The sequence below is a fragment of the Moorena sp. SIO4A5 genome (assembly GCF_010672005.1).
GTDB lineage: Bacteria > Cyanobacteriota > Cyanobacteriia > Cyanobacteriales > Coleofasciculaceae > Moorena.
In genome coordinates this window covers 13885-35018 of record NZ_JAAHHZ010000037.1, presented here as the reverse complement: position 1 = coordinate 35018, position 21134 = coordinate 13885, and the positions used below count along the sequence as shown (strand labels likewise).

Genomic DNA, 21134 nt, shown 5'->3' with positions numbered 1-21134 from the left:
TTCTTTAGTTATGATCACCCCCCCCATTGCCACTCTTTCAACTCCAAAGCAAGAACCTGGTGAGGAAAACTTACTGATGAATCTGAAACATCAAGTGTTGCCTGAACAAAGAAACCAATGTATCTATCAACTGATAGATGCTTATGCCCACAATATACCTAACAAAACTGCTGTAATTTGTGGAGGTCAGACCCTGACCTATCGCATACTCAATCAGCTTGCCGATCAAGTTGCTGAGCATTTGCAGCATTTAGAGATTGAATCCGGAGGATTGATCGGGCTGTATATGGATCGATCGTTGGCTATGATTGTTGGTTTATTGGGAATTTGGAAAGCGGGTTGTGCCTATGTTCCACTTGATAGTCAATATCCCAAGCAGCGTCTCGAATTTATGCTGGCAGAGACTGAAGCAGCGATAGTCTTAACTGAACCTCAGTTGTGTCAGGATTTACCAAAACTATCAACAATTGCACAGGTGATCACGTTAAAGGTCGAGACCGACGGTCGTTTGTCCCTTGCTTCAGTAATCTCATCGAAATTAAAACCATCTGTCTCGACAGCGATTTCTGCGCCAGTGACGGCCAAGGATCTTTCCCCGTCGAAGGTGGAAGATCCTCCTTCTGTAGATCAGTGCAGTGAAGGCCGCGATAAACTGAGCTGGGACAAGCGAGCCAAATCTTCTCCTGAAATCAACCCCCTCGATCGCCTCGCTTATATTATTTACACCTCTGGTTCAACGGGCAAACCCAAAGGCGTAATGATCAGCCATCGGAATCTGGCACATTACTGTTGGTCGATCGTTCAGCCCATGGCTCTGCAATCCACTGATATTTATTTGCACCTTGCCTCCATCTGCTTTGCCACATCTGCCCGTCAGTTATTGTCACCCCTATCACATGGGGCAACTGTTGTTATCGCGACCTCGGAAGAACGTCAAATCCCGCTCAAAGTGCTACAACTGGCAAAGGATCAGCAGGTTACCTTAATGGATATGGTGCCATCCTATTGGCGAATTCTAAATTCAACCCTACAGCATTTGCCTCCTGATACGCGCCAGAAACTTCTGACCAACACTCTACGATTTGTTAACGGTCATGGGGAACCTGTCCCCCAATATATTCCTCAGATCTGGCAAGAGAGGTTACAGCATCCTGCTGCGACGTTGAATCTATATGGTCAAGCAGAGGCAACAGGTTCGGTTGCCTTTTGTTTTTACCAATCCGGAGAACCTGGCGCTGTGATGCCGATCGGTCAGCCATTACCAGGGATGAAACTCTACATCCTTGATGATAATTTAACCCCTGTAGCGCCTGGAACTTGCGGGGAAATCTACGTGGGAGGACCAGCGGTATCTCAGGGATACTTTAAACGCCCAGAACTGAATGATGAAAGGTTTATCGTTAATCCCTTGATTAATCATAAGTCCGGCAATAGTGAACAAGAACTTGACCAGACTGTTCCATTCTACCTCTACAAAACTGGAGATTTGGGGCGATGTCGGAGCGATGGGGTTTTTGAAATGTTGGGGCGTGTAGATCGTCAAGTTAAGATTAATGGTGTTCGAGTTGAAATAGACGAAATTGAAGCAATTCTCTCTCAACATCCCACCGTTAGGGAAGCTGCTGTTTTAGATCTGAAAACGAACCTGAATGAACCTTATTTAGTTGCTTATTTAACCCTCGAACCAACATCCCTGTCTCGTGAGGATAACAATTGGGAGCAAATTGAAATCGCCCTCCAAACGGTAAGATCTGGCAAGTCTGTGAAGATAGATAGTCTTACCGTTGCTGAGTCAAACTCAGAGCTGATCCATCAACTCAAGACATATCTCCAAGCCCAAGTATCTCGCTATGTGGTGCCATCCAAGTTTGTGATTCTGGAAGATCTTCCCCTAACTCCGAATGGCAAAGTCGATCGTAAGGTGCTGCTTGCACAACAAGAAGCGCAGTTTGAAAACCGAGAATTGATTGCTCCCCGTACAGAGACCGAAGTGAAGCTTGCCAAGATTTGGTGTGACATTCTCAATCTTACTCAGATTAGCCTTGACGATAACTTCTTTGAATTGGGTGGACATTCCCTGCTTGCAACGCAGGTGATTTCTCGGATCAGGGACGTATTCTTCATTGAATTACCTCTGGCTCAAGTGTTTGCTTATCCCACTTTGATGGAATTAGCCCAGTCGATCGACACTATCCAGCCAACAGACTCAATTAAACTGACAACCATTAGTTCAGTTCCCAAAGACACCAAGGTTCCTTTATCTTTTGCTCAGCAACGTCTTTGGTTTCTTGATCAATTAGAAGGACCTAGTTCAACTTATAATATTTCAAATGTCTGGCAACTGGAAGGAGACTTAAATCTATCAGTACTGACCCAAAGTCTTCAAACAATTGTGCAGCGCCACGAAGGGCTACGGACCATTTTTCCGAGCGATAATGCTGCTCCATATCAAAAAATTCAACTTGACGTTACAGTTCAGGTTCCCCTAATCGACTTACAATCGCTTCCCCCAACAGAACTAGAATCTCAGATTCAGATTTTGATTAATGCTGAGGCTCAAACACCGTTTGTCCTTGCCCAAGATACGCTTGTTCGTTGCAAGCTTTTGAAATGCAGTACAACAGTCCATGTGCTTGTGATTACAATCCATCACATCGTTGCCGATGATTGGTCACTGGGCATCTTTCAGCAAGAACTCTCCGAACTCTATACTGCTTTTTGTCAATCGGAACCTTTACCGCTGGCACCCTTGCCCATTCAATATGCAGATTTTGCCTATTGGCAGCATCAATGGTTACAAGGACAAGTTCTGGAGACCTTACTCGACTACTGGCGAAACCAACTTGCAGACAGTCCACCCCTGCTAGATTTACCAACCGACTACCCACGTCCAGCAAAACAAGTTTTTCGGGGTAGCACGATTGAATTTGATTTAGATGCTCACTTAACCCAAAAATTACAACTTCTCAGTCAACAATCTGGCACTACCCTCTTCATATCACTTCTGAGCGCGTTTTCAATCTTACTCTGTCGTTACAGCAACTCAACTGACATCGTTGTTGGGTCGCCAATCGCCAATCGTAATCGTCAGGAAATTGAGCCTCTCATTGGGTTCTTTGTCAATACATTGGTGTTGCGTAACAACCTTGAAGGGAATCCAAGCTTCTTAGAATTGTTGCAACGAACTCGCCAAGTTGCCTTAAATGCTTATGCCCATCAGGATCTCCCGTTTGAGAAGTTAGTAGAGGAATTAAATCCAGATCGCAACCTGAGCTATCATCCCCTGGTTCAGGTCATGTTTGTATTGCAAAATAGCATCCCATCCCATGCCTTGAGTTTTCCAGGCGTAACTGTGAGTCCACGAAGGGTAGAACGGACCACTGCAAAATTTGATTTGATTTTGTCAATGCGGGAAGCTTCTCAAGGGTTGCAAGGGGTTTGGGAGTATAACAGTGATTTATTCACATCTAACACAATTCAACGATTGCATCACCACTTTCAAACCTTGCTTAAAGGGATTGTTGCCAATCCAGATCAATTAATTTCTGAGTTACCCCTGCTAACCGAAGCAGAACAGCAGCAATTACTGGCACAATGGAGCCAAGCCCATAGAGATTATCCCGGTGATTCCTCCATACACCATCTATTTGAACAACAAGTAGAACGTACACCAGATGCGGTTGCCTTAGTGTTTGGAGAACAACAGCTCTCTTATCGAGAACTGGATCGCCGTGCAAATCAGCTTGCCACTTATTTGCAGACCTTGGGTGTAGAACGAGAAGTATTGGTCGGCCTTTGCCTGGAACGATCACCAGAGTTGATTGTTGCCATGCTAGGAACTCTCAAAGCTGGAGGAGCCTACGTTCCCCTTGATTCCAACTATCCTTCGGAGCGCTTGGCTTTCATCTTAAATGAAACGCAAATTCCCGTATTAATTACGCAAACGACTTTGCGCTCCCGATTAGCCAATTATGAGCAGTGTGTCCTGATTTGTCTCGATGAGATTGATTTGACACAATCCAATGGATTGCAATCTTATGAAGTGCAGTCTGATAGCTCGTCAGAGCCGCAATTGGTGACAAGAGAGAGTCTAGCCTATGTAATCTATACTTCTGGCTCTACGGGTCAACCCAAAGGAGTTAGTATTCCCCATCAAGCAGTGATACGTTTGGCGATCGATCCTAACTATGTGACAATTTGCTCAGACGACACATGCCTACAACTAGCTTCCATTGCCTTTGATGCGGCCACCTTCGAAGTTTGGGGGGCTTTGCTCAATGGAGCAAAATTAGTCCTAGCTCCTGCTGCTCGTCCATCTCTGGCAGAGATCGCACATCTGCTATCACATCACCAAATCACTGTAGTTTGGCTCACCTCTGGACTCTTCCATCAGATGGTAGAAGAGCATTTGGAGTCTTTCACCTCAGTTCGACAACTTCTGGCGGGGGGAGACGTTCTGTCAGTTACCCATGTCAAGAAAGCAGTTCGAGCCTTACCGAATACCCTTGTAATTAATGGTTATGGTCCGACGGAGAATACAACTTTTACCTGCTGTTACCCAATCCGAAATCTTGAAGCCATTGGCACGTCGGTTCCAATCGGTTGTGCGATTTCAAATACTCAGGTTTATCTGTTGGATGACAGCTATCATCCAGTTCCTATAGGAGTTTCGGGAGAGCTTTATATTGGTGGCGATGGTTTAGCACGCGAGTACTTTAACCGTCCTAATCTGACAGCAGAACGATTTATCTGCCATCCTGCTTTGGGTCGCCTCTACAAAACTGGTGATCTTTGCCGCTACCGTTCAGATGGAAATCTCGAATTTATAGGACGGATTGATCATCAAGTTAAGATTCGGGGTTTCCGCATTGAGTTAGGAGAGATCGAAACAGTGCTCGGTGAGCATCCTGATTTACAGGCAGTCGTTGTGTTAGCCCGAGAAGATAATCCAGGAGATAAGCGGTTAGTCGCTTACTTTGTAGTTGAGGCAGATAAGCAAATTCTCCCTAATCAACTCCAACAGTTTCTCAAGCAGAGGCTACCAGATTATATGATCCCCTCCGCCTTTGTACAATTAAGAACCTTGCCTTTAACCCTAAATGGCAAGGTAGATCGTCGATCTCTGCCGATTCCTGACTTTTCTCAACTCCCTCACAGGCTTGAGTTTACTGCACCCCAAACTGAAACTGAGTACAGGATTGTTAAAATCTGGTCTGAAGTCATGAAATGCGATCGCATCAGTATTCACGACAACTTCTTTGAATTGGGTGGTCATTCTCTCCTTGCTACTCGGGTCATTTCAAAGCTCCGTCAAACTTTGCAGATTGAACTGCCAATCCAAAGCCTCTTTGAATATCCAACGGTAGCTGGGTGGGCTAAACACATCGATCTAGTGCTATGGTTTGGTCGAGATGCAGTGGACCTTGCAGCAGTTAAAAACACTGAGGAAATTGAGATATGACCTAAGCTACAGATGGGGAATTCCGCGCATCCGGAGTGGTAACGAGAGAGGCTTGGTGGCTGGCATTGTATGTTACAGTACTGAACACATCAAGTACAAAAACAGTGGGAGGGGCACAGGATAACCTACACTACCACACTATAACTCAAGCGCACTGCACTGGAAAAGTGAATAAACGATTACATCAAGACCATGAGAACTTTTGCGCTCCGAATGGAACGGTTAGGCACTGAAGCTGCCTTTGAATATCTCGCCAAAGCCAAACAATTGGAGGCCCAAGGACGAGATATAATTCATATGGAGATTGGACAGCCAGATTTTCCTACTCCTCCTCACATTTGTAAGGCAGCCTACCAAGCCATGCAAGCGGGCCACACGGGTTATGGTCCTGCAGCAGGACTACCAGAACTGAAGTCAGCGATCGCACGCCACATTTCCAAAACCCGGCATTTGTCAGTCGAACCCGATCGGGTTGTCATAATGCCAGGGGCAAAACCCGTAATATTCTTGACTATTCTGGCTCTGGTTGATCCCCAAGATGAGGTCATTTACCCAAATCCAGGGTTTCCCATTTACAAATCAGTTATTGACTTTGTCGGAGCTAAACCTGTTCCGCTACCTTTGCGAGAAGTCGTGAACTTTCGCATCCAAATTGAGGATTTGAAAACCCTAGTCAACGATTGTACCAAGTTATTGATCCTCAACTCTCCTCAAAACCCAACTGGGGGAGTGCTGACGTCTGAGGATCTAGCTGAAATTGCTACCCTTGCTCAGCAATACGACTTCTACATTCTCGCAGACGAAATCTATTCTCATATTCTCTACGACCAGACCCATACTAGTATTGCAAGTTTGCCAGGCATGGAGGAGCGCACTATTTTACTAGATGGTTTTTCTAAAACCTATGCTATGACTGGCTGGCGTTTGGGCTATGCCGTTGCATCTCCAGAAATCAGTGAAAAGCTAACTCAACTCATGATCAATACCAATTCCTGTACCTGTTCGTTTACTCAATTGGCAGGGGTGACTGCCCTGGAAGGAGACCAAACCTTTGTTGAGAAGATGGTGATGGAATTTCATCGGCGTCGAGATATGATTGTCACCAGGATCAACCAAATAGCTGGTATCAGTTGTCAAATGCCAAGAGGGGCATTCTATGCATTTCCAAATGTCTCCCAGTTACCGTTAGATGATCAAGCCATAGCAGATTATTTGATGACTGAGGCTGGGGTGGTAGTGTTACCTGGTTCTTCTTTTGGCAATCAAGGTCAGGGATATTTACGCCTGTCCTACGCAAACTCATTCAGCAAGATTGAAGAGGCATTGGATCGAATTGAGCAGGCAGTTCATACTCTCATTTAACATCTTCCCCGACCTAAAGGCACGGAGATTCCCTAGTGTTGCCTCTTGCCTGTTCCCTATTCCCCATTCCCTGTTCCCTTATTTCTTAAGACTTTAACATAAAAATTCTCAATATAAAAAATGGTTGTTGCCCAAAATAAAACTAAAGATATTGAAGCAATGTATCCCCTTTACTCAACGCAAAAAGGGATATTATTTCAGACATTGTATCACCCGGAACATCGGGTATATTTCGACCAATTTAAGTTGACGATTCACGGCAAGCTGAATCCGAAGTTCTTTGAACAGGCTTGGGTGAGACTGGTAGAAAGACACCCAGTTTTGCGCACCTTATTTGTTTGGAGAAACCGTAAGCAGCCGGTGCAAGTTGTACGTAAAACCTTCAAGCTAACCTGGATTGAGCATGACTGGCGAACCCTATCTCCTGAAGCCCAAACAGCCAAGATGGATGATTTTTTAGACAGGGATCGACAACAAGGGGTTGAACTGGGGAAAGCCCTGGTTGACTTACAAAACTCTGAAATGGCTTACTGGTACGTTGGGATTTTGAACTCTAACTAAGGACGCAAATAATATCACAATTAATGGACAAATAAAAGACAAATTATCAATTCCCACAACACTAACTATTTCCAATACCTTGACCTCCTAACCAACCCGTTGTCCAAGCACTCTGAAAATTAAATCCCCCGGTAATTCCATCAATATCGAGAATTTCCCCAGCAAAGTAAAGACCTGGACATTGGCGGCTTTCCATAGTCTTGAAATTCACCTCTTTGAGACTAACACCACCACAAGTAACAAACTCTTCCTTAAAAACCCCTTTACCTTGAATCAAATAGCGTCCTTGAGTCAGTTCTTGAACTAACTGATGTACGGTTTTTTTCGATAACTCAGCCCAACGGTTTTGTGCTCCCACTCCCACACTAGTAACTAAGCTCACCCAAAGGCGCTTTGGGATAGGAATGGGACAACTAGTAGTAATGAAGCGTCGAGGTAACTGGGATTTAACATCAAGGAGTAATTTGCGCAATCGGTCTGGATTATACTCAGGAAGCCAATTCACCAACAAGGGCATTTGATAATGGTGTTCATGCAATACTCTAGCCCCCCAAGCAGAAAGCTTGAGTACCACTGGACCACTTAAACCCCAGTGGGTAATTAGCAATGGTCCCGTTTGTTCCTTCAACGTTTTACCAGCATCGGGTAATTTGAGGCACACCTGTTTAACACTCACCCCAGCTAAATCCTGTAAACGGGAGTCTGGGATATTAAAAGTGAATAGAGAGGGAACCCGGGTTTCGATGGTATGACCTAAGGCTTTTGCCCAACGGTAGCCTAGGGGATTGCTACCAGTAGCAACCAAAACGCGATCGCATTTTATAATCTCACCATTCCTCAACCCAATTTCAAATCCTCCTGGGGTCTGGTGTGGCGTGTCAGGAGTTGGGTGTTGGGAAGATTGCCGAGAGATCGACTTAACCGGATTACTGGTGCGAATCTTTACCCCTGCCCTCTTAGCTACTTGTAAGAGACAATCAACAATAGTTTCGGAAGTGTCAGTAATCGGAAACATCCTGCCATCCGCTTCAGTTTTCAGATCAACACCGTGAGCACCAAACCAAGCAATGGTATCCTTGGGTTGAAAACGGGTGTAAGCCCCTCGCAATGCTTTGCTTCCCCTGGGGTAAGCTTGCACCAACTGGGCTGGGTCAAAGCAAGCATGAGTAACATTACACCGTCCACCACCAGAGATGCGCACCTTCGATAATGGATGGCGTGAGGCTTCTAGGAGAGTGACATTGGTATGGGGATGAGTAGTGGCACAGGTAATTGCCCCAAAAAAACCAGCGGCTCCACCACCAATGACTACAACATTGAGATTTCGTGAATTATCCAAGGGAATCGGGAATCGGGAATTGGGAATCGGGAATCGGGAATCGGGAATCGGGAATCGGGAATCGGGAACAGGGAAAAAATCTTGTTTACCTTATTAATATGAGAACCGATAATTACCCTTAATAAAAATCTCCCCATCTCCCCATCTCCCCATCTCCCCATCTCCATTAAACTAAGTCAGTGAGTCACCCCACTGACTCGTCTTCAGAACCGGACGTGAAACTTTCGCTTCATCCGGCTCCTCGTTGTAAGAACCATTGACATTGGTACCTCTACCAGGGATGGGCATCAAGCTCATGACTGGTTTTTACGGTAGAACCGTGTCTGACATCGTGGCAATGTAGGTGAAGTAGTTCCAGATTGTCGTCTGTGTTATTTCCACCAATGGAGCGCGGTATAATGTGATGTTTTTCCAATAAATCTTCGTCCCTAAAGGTAAGACCACAGTGGGAGCACTTCCCTTTTTGCCTTTTTAAAAGTCTGGCCTTTTGATTGGTCAAAACAGGATGCTTGCCCATTCTGGTACTCCAATAGATTAGGTCTCCATCGTAAGGACTTCTGGATTCTTTGACTTTGACATGTCTAACAATTGGTGTCAAAGCATGTTTCGGTAGATAGTTATCTTCCTGTGCCATGAATACCCAGTTGTCGTTTGAGATGGTTCCCCAATATTTCTGGTTTACCCAGGTTTTTGATTTCTTTGGATGCCTTCTGTACCCCCACCGTTGGAGTTTATTCCATAACATATTCCCCAGGTCGTTGTTCGCGTAGCGTGGCCATAGGCCAAGGTTTCTTTGCTACAGACTGTGCTGTAATAATTACACCAACCTGTTATAATGGGTTTGAGTCGGCTGATTAGAGCCTTCTGTGGAGCAGCTTTATATCTATCAATAACAGAGGAAAGCTGCTCATAATGCTTGTGGATTTTCTGTTTAGATGGTTTGATGATGGTCTTAAAACCTTGTTTTGACTGGTTTTTACCAACCTGATATTGACGGACATTGAATCCAAGAAAGTCAAATCCATCCATGGTGTGGGTAATCCTGGTCTTACTTGGTTTTAGTTCCAAGCCCATATCCATCAACCATAGGTTGATGACCTTCTGGCATTCTTCTACCACGGTTAGGTCTTTGTGCATGATGACAAAATCATCAGCATATCGAACCAAACTTAACGCTGATTTGTTATCCCGTTTTTTTCCGGGTAATGTTTCGGCATATTGTTTAATCCGTTTTTCCATGCCGTGAAGGGCTATGTTTGCCAGTAGAGGGGATATTACTCCCCCCTGTGGTGTGCCCTCATCTGTAGTGGAGAATGTGTCATTGTCCATCACACCAGCCTTGAGCCAGGAACGTATTAAACGTTTCATGGATGGATAAGTATTTAATTTTCTCAGAAGTGCATCGTGGTTGATTTTATCGAAGCATTTGGCAATATCAGCATCTAGAACCCATTTTGGTTTTTGTTTGATACTGTTGAATATTGCTTCGATGGCGTCGTGGCCTGAGCGTCCTGGTCTAAACCCATATGAATTAGGTTCAAATTGTGCCTCCCATTCTGGTTCTAATGCCAGTTTGGCAAGAGCTTGCAATGTTCGGTCATACATGGTAGGGATGCCTAGTGGGCGTTTTTCACCTTTGCCAGGTTTGGGAATCCAAACCCGTCGAGTTGGTTTGGCCTTTCCGCAGACTTTCAAGTTTTTAACTAGGGACAGACGTTGTAATGGTGTTAATGATTTGATCCCATCAACCCCAGCCGTCTTCTTACCCTTGTTATCTTGTGTGACCCTACGCACCGCAATCATTTTTGCAGTCCAAGACTTCATCAAGGTTTTTTGTAGTCGTCTAACCGCGCGAACATCGCCACGTTGGGAGGCTCGAAATATTCGTTTTTGCAACTTAAATAAGGCTCGTTTTAACTTACGCCAATTGACCTTATTCCATTCCGACGTATGGGAGAATCCCATCGTTTTAGACTTATTCATTGGTACTTGCGACTATTTCTTTTCCTACAACGTGAGTCCGTCTGCATATCCTAGGCATTACCCTAGGCGTTAGCAACTGAGCTCAATCTTGCCCCCATATGACTTGCGGCTAACTACCTACTTGGATATCGACCTTTCCAAGAGTACAAACAGGGGTTACTTCGTTCCTGATTACCATTGGTTGGACTTTTAGGGTGGTACTGTTCACCGGGAGGTGTGGTTTTGGGAATCACTTCATGGAGATGGAACCTTGAAGTCAGTGCCTCCTTTGACGTTTTGTCTATGGCGTGTCAGCCTTTGCGCCATACGATGGTAACGATGATTTGAGCGTACCTTCCTTGCGTACCCATAAGTCCTTGCCTGCTACTAACACCAGATTCGGCTTCTAGTGCTTCGCTGTTTGACCCCGCTTTACCCATAGGCTTGTTAGTTCCTATGAATAGGGGTAAGGCTGTCAGGAGGATTCCACTCCGGCTGGACTTGCTTATACTCACCAGCATGGTTATCAAGTTATCTAGGTTCCAAATAGAGCGTGGTGCTCTATCTGGCTAGCGGCTAATCCCCCAAGCCCTTTCTGGACAAGGTTTCTAGCCAACGAATCGCACCCATCTCCCCATCTCCCCATCTCCCCACCTCCCCATCTCCCCACACTTCCCACACTTCCCAATTAGGATCGTCCTGGCAAATAGTACTTAAAGTCCCTGGAGCCTTGATAGTCAGTGACATTAGCCAATTCTTCTAGAGTTCGGACACCAGGGAGCAATTCGCCATTAATTTGCCAAGTAGGATAGGATTGAATTCCAGCAGCGATACAGGCTTCTGTCTGAGCATTTTTGCCATCACGAGCACACTCTATATAATTGATTTGAGAGAATGCCTGTTTTCCAAACAGTTGCTTCTGCTCATAGCAGTGGGGACACCAGTAAGCTCCGTATTTCTTAGCACCAACTTCAGTCAAATGACGCGCCAGATCAATTTCCGATTGACCAGAGGTTGTGTTAACTTTCCAGCCACCAATAGCTGCGTTTGGCGCACCAGAGGCTGTGGGAATTGGACCACCATTATCTGCTGATGTGGCCACGGATTCCCCAACATTAGCATAAACGCCTAAGGTACCCACCAAGGTGATCATGCCCACGATCAGACCGATAAAGAAAATTTGACCAATATCGTCCCAACTGCGACCCACAAGGGTTAGGACTAGCAGGCTAATGGCAAATAATGCTGAAGTGATGCAGTATATACAGAGTGCTTGGATCTCAAACGCTAGCAAGTACATCAAGTAGCTACTGAAAACTGTCATAGCTGCTGCGCCTGCTAACAGCAGTAACCAAGTCCAATTTTCTAGTTTTGAGCGAAGTCCCTTCTTTGGGTCTCCCTTTACTAACAACGGAGCCAAGGCAAATGTAGCCATACTGGTGTATGCCAAGAAACCAAACAAGGTTAGTGGCAGACCAAATATACTAGCATAAGGGCTGGAAAGGACATCATTACAGCTAGAAGCATTAGCTGCACCCGCGCTGCAAACTGCAGTACCACCTGTCAGTTTAACCACAGTCAGATAAGCAGTTAACAGGGCACCCACGACAGCGATCGCAGCAATCAGCTGACGGGACCAACGATAAATCCAGGGGGCAGAACGCCGACGACTCACACTCATAATCTAGATTAATGAGGAATAGGGGTTGCTTGAAAGTTCTAACTATTACGTTATCAAGTCAAACAACCAATAGACAGAAACCAAGGTGACATACTGTTGAAAGTCAACCGGCCAACCTTGGCCTATTGGCCACGCGTGCGCGTTCAACCTGATAACCTTGGCCTATTGGCCACGCGTGCGCGTTCAACCGGCCAACCTTCAACCTTCAACTGGCCAACCTTCAAACAATTGGTTTTTCTTCTTGTTTAGCAGACACACTACTGCGTACTGCTTCCACAAATTGACTGACCCGAATCGGATCAATAGGTTGATCAATTTGTCCACGACGCTTGAGGGAACTAGAGACAATTACCCCATCAGCATATTGCATCAGGGTGGAGATATTTTCCCAATTAGCCCCACTGCCAATAAACACTGGTTTGCCCTTAGCCGCCGCCGAGGCTAACACCAGGTCTTGGGGATTAGTAGGAGTACCGGTTCCCCAGCCAGAGAGAATCACACCATCAGCTAACCCCCGCTCTATGGTTTCTTGTACAGCTATGGTGATATTCGGTGACTCCAAAGGTTGTCCATGTTTGACTAGAACATCAGCAAGAATCTTAACATCACTACCCAGTGCCCGACGGTAGCGCAAGAGTGTATGAGCCTGTCCCTCAATTAACCCCTGGTCTGTTGCCATAATCCCAGTCAGAACATTAACACGGATAAATTTAGCCCCTACACAAGTAGCAATTGCTAAAGCACTATGAGCATCATTGCGTAAAATATTGATCCCTATTGGTATGGGAACCAGGTTCATCAGTCGCTGGACTATGATCGTCATGGTACTGACTACTGCTGGATCGACCTGGTTTTTAGTAAATGGGGCGTCGAAAAAATTCTCAACAATCACCCCATCGACTCCACCAGACCCTAAGGCGGTGACCTCTTGCTCGGCTCGGTCAATCACAGCTTGCAGGCTACCCCCCCAGCGCGGGGAAGTAGGGAGTGGCAGCAAATGCACAACTCCTATGATCGGATTCGGTGTCTGGAAAATTTGCTCTAAGTTCACAATCGTGGGATGTTTGGAAGCCCCATCTCATCAGGGAGCGGGGAGGAAAAGCTACAGATAGAGCGCCTCAGCGCCCCCTGTAGAAAACTTGGGAATTGAGAGGTCGGATGCCTTGTCTTGATGCAGTCGCTCATGGGGGAAACCCCCAAGACCGCGCTGCATCGCTTTCTGGCATCGGTCTACCACTGGCATTAATGGTAAAGCTATGGTGCTTACTCTATTTGATGAAACCTGGGATTTAGTTCTCCCGGTTGCTAAAACCAGTCGCTCAAACCAATTGTATCGGTCAGTGCTATCCCCAAAGCAAGCACCTTAATTCCTGAAGACGATTTCTAGTGGTGGTAGGTTAACAGAGGTGAGCCCTAAAACTACTACATCTGTTTTTGATGCCTACTGATGCTAGGTCAAGGGTAAAATAGGATTATATATAGTACCAGTAGATTGTACCTTTGTCCTGTCAACTTTGAGCTTTTCGAGCTGCTTGTGGTTAAGAGCCCAGATCAGCACTACTCGATTTAATCCCTGTAGGAGCTCAGCCCCCCGCTCCCCCATAGAGGGAGCTTACCAACACGAGCCCGTTGGAGTCACGATCCCCGCGAGCCCATGATTTTCTGTGAGGGATATTTTTAGATTTCCTCATATTTTTTTGAATATTTTAATAAAATTTAATTTAGAATGAGTGTATAGGTTTTGATAGTGAAATCAACATGGAACATCAGTACTAGTAGATTAGCAGAGCAGATTAGGAGTTGAGCACATCACTTACACACTAAGCTCAATCACACCAAGCTCAATCAATGGTGTAAGGTTCTGGTAAAGGGCAGTAGGTTATGTGACTAAGCCGTAGTACAATATAAAATGATGAATGAATGGGCAAAAAGCCAACTGTAGCAATATCTCACTTGGGGTGCGAGAAAAATCGCATTGATACCGAACATATGCTGGGTCTGCTGGTGCAGGCAGGATACCAGGTAGATGCCAATGAAGAATTAGCTGACTATGTTATTGTAAATACCTGTAGTTTTATAGAAGAAGCGCGGCGAGAATCAGTGCGCACGCTGGTAGAACTGGCGGAAGCTGATCAAAAAATTGTGATTACCGGCTGTATGGCTCAACACTTCCAAAGCCAACTATTGGAAGAGTTGCCAGAGGCAGTGGCAGTGGTGGGAACCGGGGACTACCATAAAATAGTAGATGTAATCCAAAGAGTAGAAACAGGCGATCGCGTTCAAGAGGTTTCTACTGAACCAACCTACATTGCTGACGAAACAACGCCACGCTACCGAACAACTTCTGAAGGGGTTGCTTACCTGCGGGTCGCAGAAGGGTGTGATTACCGCTGTTCCTTCTGTATAATTCCGCACCTCCGGGGAAAGCAGCGATCGCGTACCATAGAATCCATTGTTGCGGAAGCCGAGCAGTTGGCATCTCAAGGGGTTCAAGAGCTGATTTTAATTTCCCAAATCACCACCAACTATGGTTTAGACATATACGGCGAACCGAAACTGCCAGAACTGTTGAGAGCATTAGGTGAAGTAGACATCCCCTGGATTCGGATCCACTACGCCTATCCCACCGGTTTAACCCCATCCGTCATAAAAGCCATTCAGGAAACTCATAATGTTCTTCCTTATCTCGATTTGCCTCTACAGCACTCCCATCCAGAAATCCTCCGCTCCATGAACCGTCCTTGGCAGGGACGAGTAAATGACGCTATAATCACGCAACTAAAAACTGCACTTCCTGATGCAGTGTTGCGAACCACCTTTATTGTCGGGTTTCCCGGCGAGACAGAGCAGCACTTTGAACACTTGCTGGAATTTGTCCAGCATCATGAATTTGACCATGTTGGAGTGTTTACCTTTTCTGCGGAGGAGGGAACAGCAGCATACAAATTGCCTAATCAGTTGCCCCAAGGGGTGATGGATGCCAGACGGGATGCCCTGATGGCAGTTCAACAACCGATTTCCTTGAAAAAAAATCAAAACTGTCTGGGCAAGATAGTTGATGTTCTCATAGAACAAGAAAATCCCTTAACGGGTGAATTTATTGGTCGCAGTGCCAGGTTTGCCCCTGAGGTGGATGGATTGGTCTACGTTCAAGGTGATGCCTCTTTAGGAACCATAGTATCAGTAGAAATTACTGATTGTGATTTCTACGACTTGTATGGTTCTGTAGTACTACCTCCGTAAACAAGCCACAGGCTTTAACTAGGGGCTGGAATTAAACACTCCACCACTAGGGCAAGTAATCTGGTCAATCCTGAACCAGACATAATCCTTGGTCTTTTAGATTATGGAGCTTTTCACAAGGCCTCTAGCCTTATCAAAAGCAGGTGTCTGTCGCCCATAGTAATGGCACACTAAAGCGCACACTAAACGGCAGCGTAAACGGCACACTTAAAAGACCTGCTTAGGGGGTAAAAACTAGCTGAGCGGTGCATCAATTCAGCTTTGAGGGTCAAATTTGGGATGATTTAACCCACCCCAATCCAACGGGCAATACCTAGCTAAGGAGCCACCCTCAACCTGACAACTGTGTCTAGGGCATTAACCATTGCGTCTGTAAGACGTGTTCTAGTGGGATGAACCTAATCTCAAGCTTTTAGACACACTAAATAGGTCGCAACAGACCCCAGCTGATGGTGAAGCGCGATGCAGCCCCGACCTGAGGGGGTTTAAGCCAAAGCGCGACTGCCTATGGGACAAGGTGCAACTTAGGAGTTGATGCCTATCAACAGGTGCGACCCGTGGCGAATTTAATTCGCCAACGGAAAGCGCACCTAACCAAATGGGTGGAAACTAAACCGCTTTCTACTCATCTAATCTCATCATAGGTTTGTCAAGGCAAAAACCATGGTGAGTAAAACCTGAAGGCTCACTGTCTTTATAGCCATGACAGTGTTTCCTCACACGTTCAACTACTAACTTTCTGACTTACCAGAAAAAAACCACAACTAACCAACGAAAAATCGAAAAATAACTTATGACCGTTTCTTTCCAAAGCCTGGGATTGTCTGAAACTTGTGTAAGCCAACTCGAAAAAATCGGCTTCACTACACCTACTACTATCCAAGCCCAAGCTATTCCTGAACTGCTCAATGGCCATGATGTACTCGGTATGTCTCAAACCGGTACTGGCAAAACAGCAGCGTTTTCCCTACCAATGCTAGATCGCATTGACTTGGACAAGCGAACCGTACAAGCCTTAATTCTAACCCCAACCCGAGAGTTAGCCCAGCAAGTTAACCAAGCGATTCGGGACTTCAGTGAGGACCGTCGATTGCATATACTAACCGTCTGCGGTGGTCAGTCCATTGAGCGGCAAATTCGGATGCTCTACAAAGGCGCTCAGATTGTGGTAGGAACTCCCGGACGGGTGATTGACTTGCTAGACCGGGGAGACCTTAAGCTGGAAAACCTGAGCTGGGTGGTACTCGATGAAGCGGATGAAATGTTAAGCATGGGCTTTATCGATGATGTTAAGAAAATCCTGCAACAGACTCCCGAAGAGCGTCAGACTACTTGCTTCTCAGCAACTATGCCCCGGCCAATTCAGGACCTAGTCAGCAAATTCCTGAAATCCCCGGTCACTGTTAAAGTTCAGCAATCGAAAGCAGCACCAGCGCGCATTGAACAGCGAGTTTACATGGTACCCCGTGGCTGCTCAAAAATCAGGGCTCTCCATCCGATTCTGGAACTGGAAGACCCAGAAGCTTCAATCATTTTTGTGCGAACACGAAAAGCGGCTGCTGAACTAACCAACCAATTACAAGCGGCTGGTCACAGTGTGGATGAGTACCACGGTGATTTGAGTCAGAGTCAGCGGGAGCGGTTATTGTATCGGTTCCGGAAAAATCAAGTGCGTTGGGTAGTAGCAACCGATATTGCTGCCCGTGGTCTAGATGTGGATCATCTGACCCATGTGATCAATTTTGACCTGCCAGATCAAGTAGAAAGCTATATTCACCGCATTGGTCGTACCGGTCGTGCTGGTAAGACAGGAACAGCAATTACCCTGATTCAACCCTTTGAACGCCGTAAACTCTACCAGATTGAGCGCAAGGTGCGGCAACGGTTGGAAGTTACCCGGATTCCGACCCGCTCACAAATTGAAGCCCGGCGCTTAGAAAGACTGCAGGCAGAGTTACGGGAAGCTTTATCAGGGGAACGGATGGCTTCTTTCTTGCCAGTTGTACGGGAATTGGAAGAAGAATATGATGCTCATGCGATCGCAGCGGCAGCATTGCAGTTGTTCTATGACAAAACTCAACCCCCCATTAGTGACGATATCGAAGAACGAATGGTGGAACGTCCCAAACTGCGGCTTAACACAGACAAACGCCATCGGTCAGAAAAACCGAGAAAGCCTGTGATTCAGAATCAGTCAAGATAAGATAGACAAAGATGAAGTGTAAAGGATGAAGGCGTATTGGATGAAGTAGCACAATATACCAGTTGCTGAGTAAGCAATAAAAATCAATGGAAGGGTTGACAAATCATAACCTTCATGCTTCATACTTCATGCTTCATACTTCACACTTCACACTTGATACTTCACCCTGAATACTTCCCTAACCAAACGTGGCTTTAAGTCTGTCTGTTTCTACTTCACTCAACTGGCCTGGCTTAGTTGAGGCTTACCGTCCTTATTTGCCAGTCACTGACTCCACACCAGTGGTAACCTTACTCGAAGGTAACACTCCTTTAATTCCTGTCCCCACTATTGCCAAAATTATTGGCAGAGGAGTAAAGGTACTGGTGAAATATGATGGTCTCAATCCTACCGGTAGTTTTAAAGACCGGGGCATGACCATGGCGATTTCAAAAGCTAAGGAAGCAGGAGACCAAGCGGTAATCTGTGCTAGTACCGGAAATACCTCGGCATCAGCAGCAGCCTACGCTCGTCGGGGGGGAATGCGGGCATTTGTAATTGTTCCTGATGGTTATGTAGCTCTGGGGAAATTAGCCCAAGCGTTGGTATATGGAGCGACAGTAATCGCCATTAAGGGAAATTTTGATGACTGCTTGACAATTGTCCGGGAAATGGCATCCAAGTATCCCGTGACCTTGGTCAATTCCCTCAATCCTTATCGCTTAGAAGGTCAAAAGACAGCTGCGTTTGAGATAGTGGACAACTTAGGTGATGCTCCTGATTGGCTGTGCATACCAGTGGGCAATGCTGGTAATATTTGTGCCTACTGGATGGGCTTTTGCCAGTACCATCAGCAGGGGAAATGCGATCGCTTACCCCAAATGATGGGATTTCAAGCATCTGGAGCATCTCCGATTGTCGCTGGCAAAGTCCTAGAGCATCCCGAAACCATTGCAACGGCAATTCGGGTGGGTAACCCAGCTAGCTGGGAAAAAGCGATCGCAGCCCAAGAAGCTAGTAAAGGGGCATTTAATAGTGTTACCGATCAAGAAATTTTAGATGCCTATCGGTTATTGGCATCCCAAGAAGGAATTTTTTGTGAACCAGCTAGCGCCACATCAGTCGCTGGTTTGTTGAAAGTAAAAGACCAGGTACCCACAGGAGCAACTGTGGTTTGTGTATTGACAGGTAATGGTCTCAAAGATCCAGATACTGCTATCGAACACAGCAAAAACCCATTGACAGAAGGGATTGAGCCCACAACTGCTGCTGTGGCAGAGGTGATGGGGTTAAAGCCAAAAGAGGCTTAAAGATGAGTGGTAACGTCAGTTGTTATGTTGTTCGCCTTTGGCGTTCCCGAAGGGTAGGTTAACCGGTTGAAGGTTAACCGGTTGAAGGTTGTTCGCGTAGCGTGGCCAATAGGCCAAGGTTCGTCGGTTGTTGGCGTAGCGTGGCCAATAGGCCAAGGTTCGTCGGTTGTTCGCGTAGCGTGGCCAATAGGCCAAGGTTCGTCGGTTGTTGGCGTAGCGTGGCCTATTGGCCAAGGTTCGATGGTCTTATAGCGCTACCTTTCTGTATCCCGACTCCCGACTCCCGACTCCCGATTCCCTGTTTCCATCAATCCTAGTAGAGCATCTCATTTCAAAACACTATCGCCATCAAATTCCTTATGCAACTAGAAGAGTATTTCAACTTTCTGGCTCCTGATGACATTCGGATAAAAGGTCATCGGATTGGGATTGAAACTGTGTTGTACGAGTATCTATTTAAGCGATGCAGCGCGGTCTTGGGGGTTTCCCCCATGAGCGACTGCATCAAGACAAGGACGCACTGCTGAAGAAATTGCGAAAATCTACTCAACTCTGACCTTGGAAGAGGTCTATGCCACAATTCTTTATTACCTACAGAACAAAGACACAGTTAGTCAATACATTGCTGACTGGCTAGAGTGGGCACATCAACAGCGTAAAGCTCAAGCCTTGAATCCTCATCCTGCTGTTGCTCGACTCCGGAAAATCAAAGCAGAAAGACAAGCCCAGTTGAAAGCCAATGGCACTGAAGTATCTAATGGATGAGAATGTTGACCCAGCTTACCCAACTCAAATCCGACGCAAATGCAGGGTAAGCGCAAGAAAAAATGGCTCATAATGTGCATTGGCTGGATATCGGTTGATCGTGGCTCGAAACCCCTATAATCTCTTATAACTGTACTCGCAATAGAGTTAATTTGTTGAGAATGACGCGGTCTTTTTATCAATAAGGATATGCTTATTGCTTCTTGCGCTTACCCTGGCCAAACTAGGAGAGCCATTTTACACAATATCCGAAAATAGTACAAAAGGTACCCTCAGGGGTACTGCAAAGTCTAGGTTAAATCAAACATTATATAAATGTGTTGATTGAAATTAATGACACTGATCTTTTTTCAGTCAATCTGCAAATACATACATGTAGTTTCCACACTCACAGGAGTTTTATATGAGTGACTTCGAGACCATGCTGGACATCTCTGTTGGTTCTGATGGTACCGCTTTTGGCATTGACAATCAACAAAGAGTTTTCAAATATTCATTACAGGGTTGGCAAAGGGTAGACCCAGATTTTGAAGCAGTTCAAATAGCAGTTGGTGACAGTGAAAATGTTTGGGCAATCGGGGCTGGAGAATTATTCACTTATAAACTTGAAGGAAATAGCTTTGTTCAACAACCGCAGGGCAGTAAAGCTATTCGCATATCTGTTGGTATAGCTGATCCAACCCAAGTTTGGATAGTTGGAACGGACACCAATACATATAAGCTAGAGAACGGATCATTTGTACAGACTCCATCTGGCTCTAAAGCACTGGAGATCTCCGTATACGACACTACTACGGTTTGGATAATTGGAACGGACACCAATACATATGAGCTAAAGAACGGATCATTTGTACAGACTCCATCTGGCTCTGAGGGCAAGCAGATATCAGTAGATGCATCGGAGAATGTCTGGTTAATCGGCACTGATGATAATTATTATAAGCTAGTGAATGGTGCATTTATCAGATCTTCTATTCCCTGGGAGGGCAGTGGTTTAAACAGCCTCTTGGCTGCAAACCGACTACTTAGGAACCGTGTAAAATAACTTGAACAATTAACCCAGAGAAAGAGGCTTAATTACCGGCGTTGCTGATTCTGGGTATGGCGCACGCCCCCCTAGCCACCCAAGCGAGGGATTGCTCGCTTGGGGGGAACAAAACTCTCTTGCGTCCCCCGAGCGAGGGATTGCTCGCTCGGGGGATTTAGGGGGCTTTAATAAAACCAAATTATCCCGCATTCATTCCTTAATTCAGCAACGCCTAATTACC

General features: G+C 45.8%; 17 protein-coding genes and 1 pseudogene. 10 read left to right on the top strand and 8 right to left on the bottom strand.

What is annotated here, in order from left to right; all coding sequences use genetic code 11:
* Positions 1–10 precede the first annotated feature (10 nt).
* The 3 genes from F6K57_RS13625 (at position 11) to F6K57_RS13615 (ending at position 7384) form a co-directional block, all read left to right on the top strand.
* Positions 11–5461: a non-ribosomal peptide synthetase gene (locus F6K57_RS13625; protein ID WP_293021388.1), complete on the top strand. Its 5451-nt coding sequence runs from the start codon at positions 11–13 to the stop codon at positions 5459–5461.
* Positions 5462–5653: 192 nt separating this feature from the next.
* Positions 5654–6823, top strand: coding sequence for a pyridoxal phosphate-dependent aminotransferase (locus F6K57_RS13620; RefSeq protein WP_070393215.1), 1170 nt, complete (start codon positions 5654–5656; stop codon positions 6821–6823).
* 120 nt (positions 6824–6943) lie between these two features.
* On the top strand, positions 6944–7384 hold the full coding sequence (locus F6K57_RS13615) for a condensation domain-containing protein (RefSeq protein ID WP_293068319.1): 441 nt from the start codon (positions 6944–6946) through the stop codon (positions 7382–7384).
* Positions 7385–7445: 61 nt separating this feature from the next.
* Here the strand turns inward: F6K57_RS13615 and F6K57_RS13610 are convergent, their stop codons facing one another.
* The 7 genes from F6K57_RS13610 to btpA all read right to left on the bottom strand — a co-directional run bounded on the left by F6K57_RS13610 (position 7446) and on the right by btpA (position 13417).
* Complete coding sequence (locus tag F6K57_RS13610; protein WP_293021391.1) at positions 7446–8723, bottom strand: NAD(P)/FAD-dependent oxidoreductase; 1278 nt, start codon at positions 8721–8723, stop codon at positions 7446–7448.
* Positions 8693–8884 carry a hypothetical protein gene (locus F6K57_RS13605; protein WP_293068316.1) on the bottom strand — a complete coding sequence of 64 codons (192 nt, stop codon included), beginning with the start codon at positions 8882–8884 and terminating at the stop codon, positions 8693–8695. Before F6K57_RS13605 ends, F6K57_RS13610 begins: the two co-directional genes overlap by 31 nt.
* Before the next feature lie 110 nt (positions 8885–8994).
* On the bottom strand, positions 8995–9357 hold the full coding sequence (locus tag F6K57_RS41985; protein ID WP_364302760.1) for an HNH endonuclease: 363 nt from the start codon (positions 9355–9357) through the stop codon (positions 8995–8997).
* A gap of 44 nt (positions 9358–9401) precedes the next feature.
* Positions 9402–10706, bottom strand: coding sequence for a group II intron reverse transcriptase/maturase (gene ltrA, locus F6K57_RS13600; protein WP_364302757.1), 1305 nt, complete (start codon positions 10704–10706; stop codon positions 9402–9404).
* 514 nt (positions 10707–11220) lie between these two features.
* Positions 11221–11355 carry a hypothetical protein gene (locus tag F6K57_RS13595; RefSeq protein WP_293021393.1) on the bottom strand — a complete coding sequence of 45 codons (135 nt, stop codon included), beginning with the start codon at positions 11353–11355 and terminating at the stop codon, positions 11221–11223.
* An 18-nt stretch (positions 11356–11373) separates the two neighbouring features.
* Complete coding sequence (locus F6K57_RS13590) at positions 11374–12366, bottom strand: vitamin K epoxide reductase family protein (protein WP_293021395.1); 993 nt, start codon at positions 12364–12366, stop codon at positions 11374–11376.
* 220 nt (positions 12367–12586) lie between these two features.
* Positions 12587–13417 (bottom strand): photosystem I biogenesis protein BtpA, encoded by an 831-nt coding sequence (gene btpA, locus F6K57_RS13585; protein WP_071104593.1) that lies wholly within the window; start codon positions 13415–13417, stop codon positions 12587–12589.
* Between the two features lie 107 nt (positions 13418–13524).
* On the opposite strand from btpA, the gene F6K57_RS13580 reads away from it, so the two are divergent.
* The 4 genes from F6K57_RS13580 to thrC all read left to right on the top strand — a co-directional run bounded on the left by F6K57_RS13580 (position 13525) and on the right by thrC (position 19101).
* Positions 13525–13659 carry a hypothetical protein gene (locus F6K57_RS13580; RefSeq protein WP_293068311.1) on the top strand — a complete coding sequence of 45 codons (135 nt, stop codon included), beginning with the start codon at positions 13525–13527 and terminating at the stop codon, positions 13657–13659.
* Positions 13660–14286: 627 nt separating this feature from the next.
* Positions 14287–15609 carry a 30S ribosomal protein S12 methylthiotransferase RimO gene (gene rimO, locus F6K57_RS13575; RefSeq protein WP_293021396.1) on the top strand — a complete coding sequence of 441 codons (1323 nt, stop codon included), beginning with the start codon at positions 14287–14289 and terminating at the stop codon, positions 15607–15609.
* Between the two features lie 793 nt (positions 15610–16402).
* A complete protein-coding gene (locus F6K57_RS13570) occupies positions 16403–17812 on the top strand; it encodes a DEAD/DEAH box helicase (protein ID WP_293021397.1) in 1410 nt (469 codons plus the stop codon).
* A gap of 188 nt (positions 17813–18000) precedes the next feature.
* The gene (gene thrC, locus F6K57_RS13565; protein WP_293021399.1) at positions 18001–19101 is read left to right on the top strand and encodes a threonine synthase; all 1101 of its coding nucleotides are present in this window, start codon (positions 18001–18003) and stop codon (positions 19099–19101) included.
* Between the two features lie 15 nt (positions 19102–19116).
* Here thrC and F6K57_RS13560 read toward each other — a convergent pair whose 3' ends face one another.
* Complete coding sequence (locus F6K57_RS13560) at positions 19117–19335, bottom strand: hypothetical protein (RefSeq protein WP_293046741.1); 219 nt, start codon at positions 19333–19335, stop codon at positions 19117–19119.
* Between F6K57_RS13560 and F6K57_RS13555 the strand changes: the two genes are divergently transcribed.
* The 3 genes and pseudogenes from F6K57_RS13555 to F6K57_RS13545 all read left to right on the top strand — a co-directional run bounded on the left by F6K57_RS13555 (position 19328) and on the right by F6K57_RS13545 (position 20911).
* Positions 19328–19498, top strand: coding sequence for a hypothetical protein (locus F6K57_RS13555; protein ID WP_293068307.1), 171 nt, complete (start codon positions 19328–19330; stop codon positions 19496–19498). The two genes, F6K57_RS13560 and F6K57_RS13555, sit on opposite strands and share 8 nt — an antisense overlap.
* A pseudogene (locus F6K57_RS13550) lies at positions 19461–19866 on the top strand (hypothetical protein). The gene F6K57_RS13555 and the pseudogene F6K57_RS13550 overlap by 38 nt, the downstream one beginning before the upstream one ends.
* Before the next feature lie 403 nt (positions 19867–20269).
* Positions 20270–20911, top strand: coding sequence for a tectonin domain-containing protein (locus F6K57_RS13545; RefSeq protein WP_293021402.1), 642 nt, complete (start codon positions 20270–20272; stop codon positions 20909–20911).
* Positions 20912–21134 lie beyond the last annotated feature (223 nt).

Excerpts from the sequence above, each read along its gene's own strand:
- F6K57_RS13625 (WP_293021388.1), top strand. The coding sequence starts at position 11 with ATGATCACCCCCCCCATTGCCACTCTTTCAACTCCAAAGCAAGAACCT.
- F6K57_RS13620 (WP_070393215.1), top strand. The coding sequence starts at position 5,654 with ATGAGAACTTTTGCGCTCCGAATGGAACGGTTAGGCACTGAAGCTGCC.
- F6K57_RS13615 (WP_293068319.1), top strand. The coding sequence starts at position 6,944 with ATGGTTGTTGCCCAAAATAAAACTAAAGATATTGAAGCAATGTATCCC.
- F6K57_RS13605 (WP_293068316.1), bottom strand. The coding sequence starts at position 8,884 with ATGGGGAGATGGGGAGATGGGGAGATGGGGAGATTTTTATTAAGGGTA.
- F6K57_RS41985 (WP_364302760.1), bottom strand. The coding sequence starts at position 9,357 with ATGGCACAGGAAGATAACTATCTACCGAAACATGCTTTGACACCAATT.
- ltrA (WP_364302757.1), bottom strand. The coding sequence starts at position 10,706 with ATGAATAAGTCTAAAACGATGGGATTCTCCCATACGTCGGAATGGAAT.
- F6K57_RS13590 (WP_293021395.1), bottom strand. The coding sequence starts at position 12,366 with ATGAGTGTGAGTCGTCGGCGTTCTGCCCCCTGGATTTATCGTTGGTCC.
- F6K57_RS13580 (WP_293068311.1), top strand. The coding sequence starts at position 13,525 with ATGCCTTGTCTTGATGCAGTCGCTCATGGGGGAAACCCCCAAGACCGC.
- rimO (WP_293021396.1), top strand. The coding sequence starts at position 14,287 with ATGGGCAAAAAGCCAACTGTAGCAATATCTCACTTGGGGTGCGAGAAA.
- F6K57_RS13570 (WP_293021397.1), top strand. The coding sequence starts at position 16,403 with ATGACCGTTTCTTTCCAAAGCCTGGGATTGTCTGAAACTTGTGTAAGC.
- F6K57_RS13545 (WP_293021402.1), top strand. The coding sequence starts at position 20,270 with ATGAGTGACTTCGAGACCATGCTGGACATCTCTGTTGGTTCTGATGGT.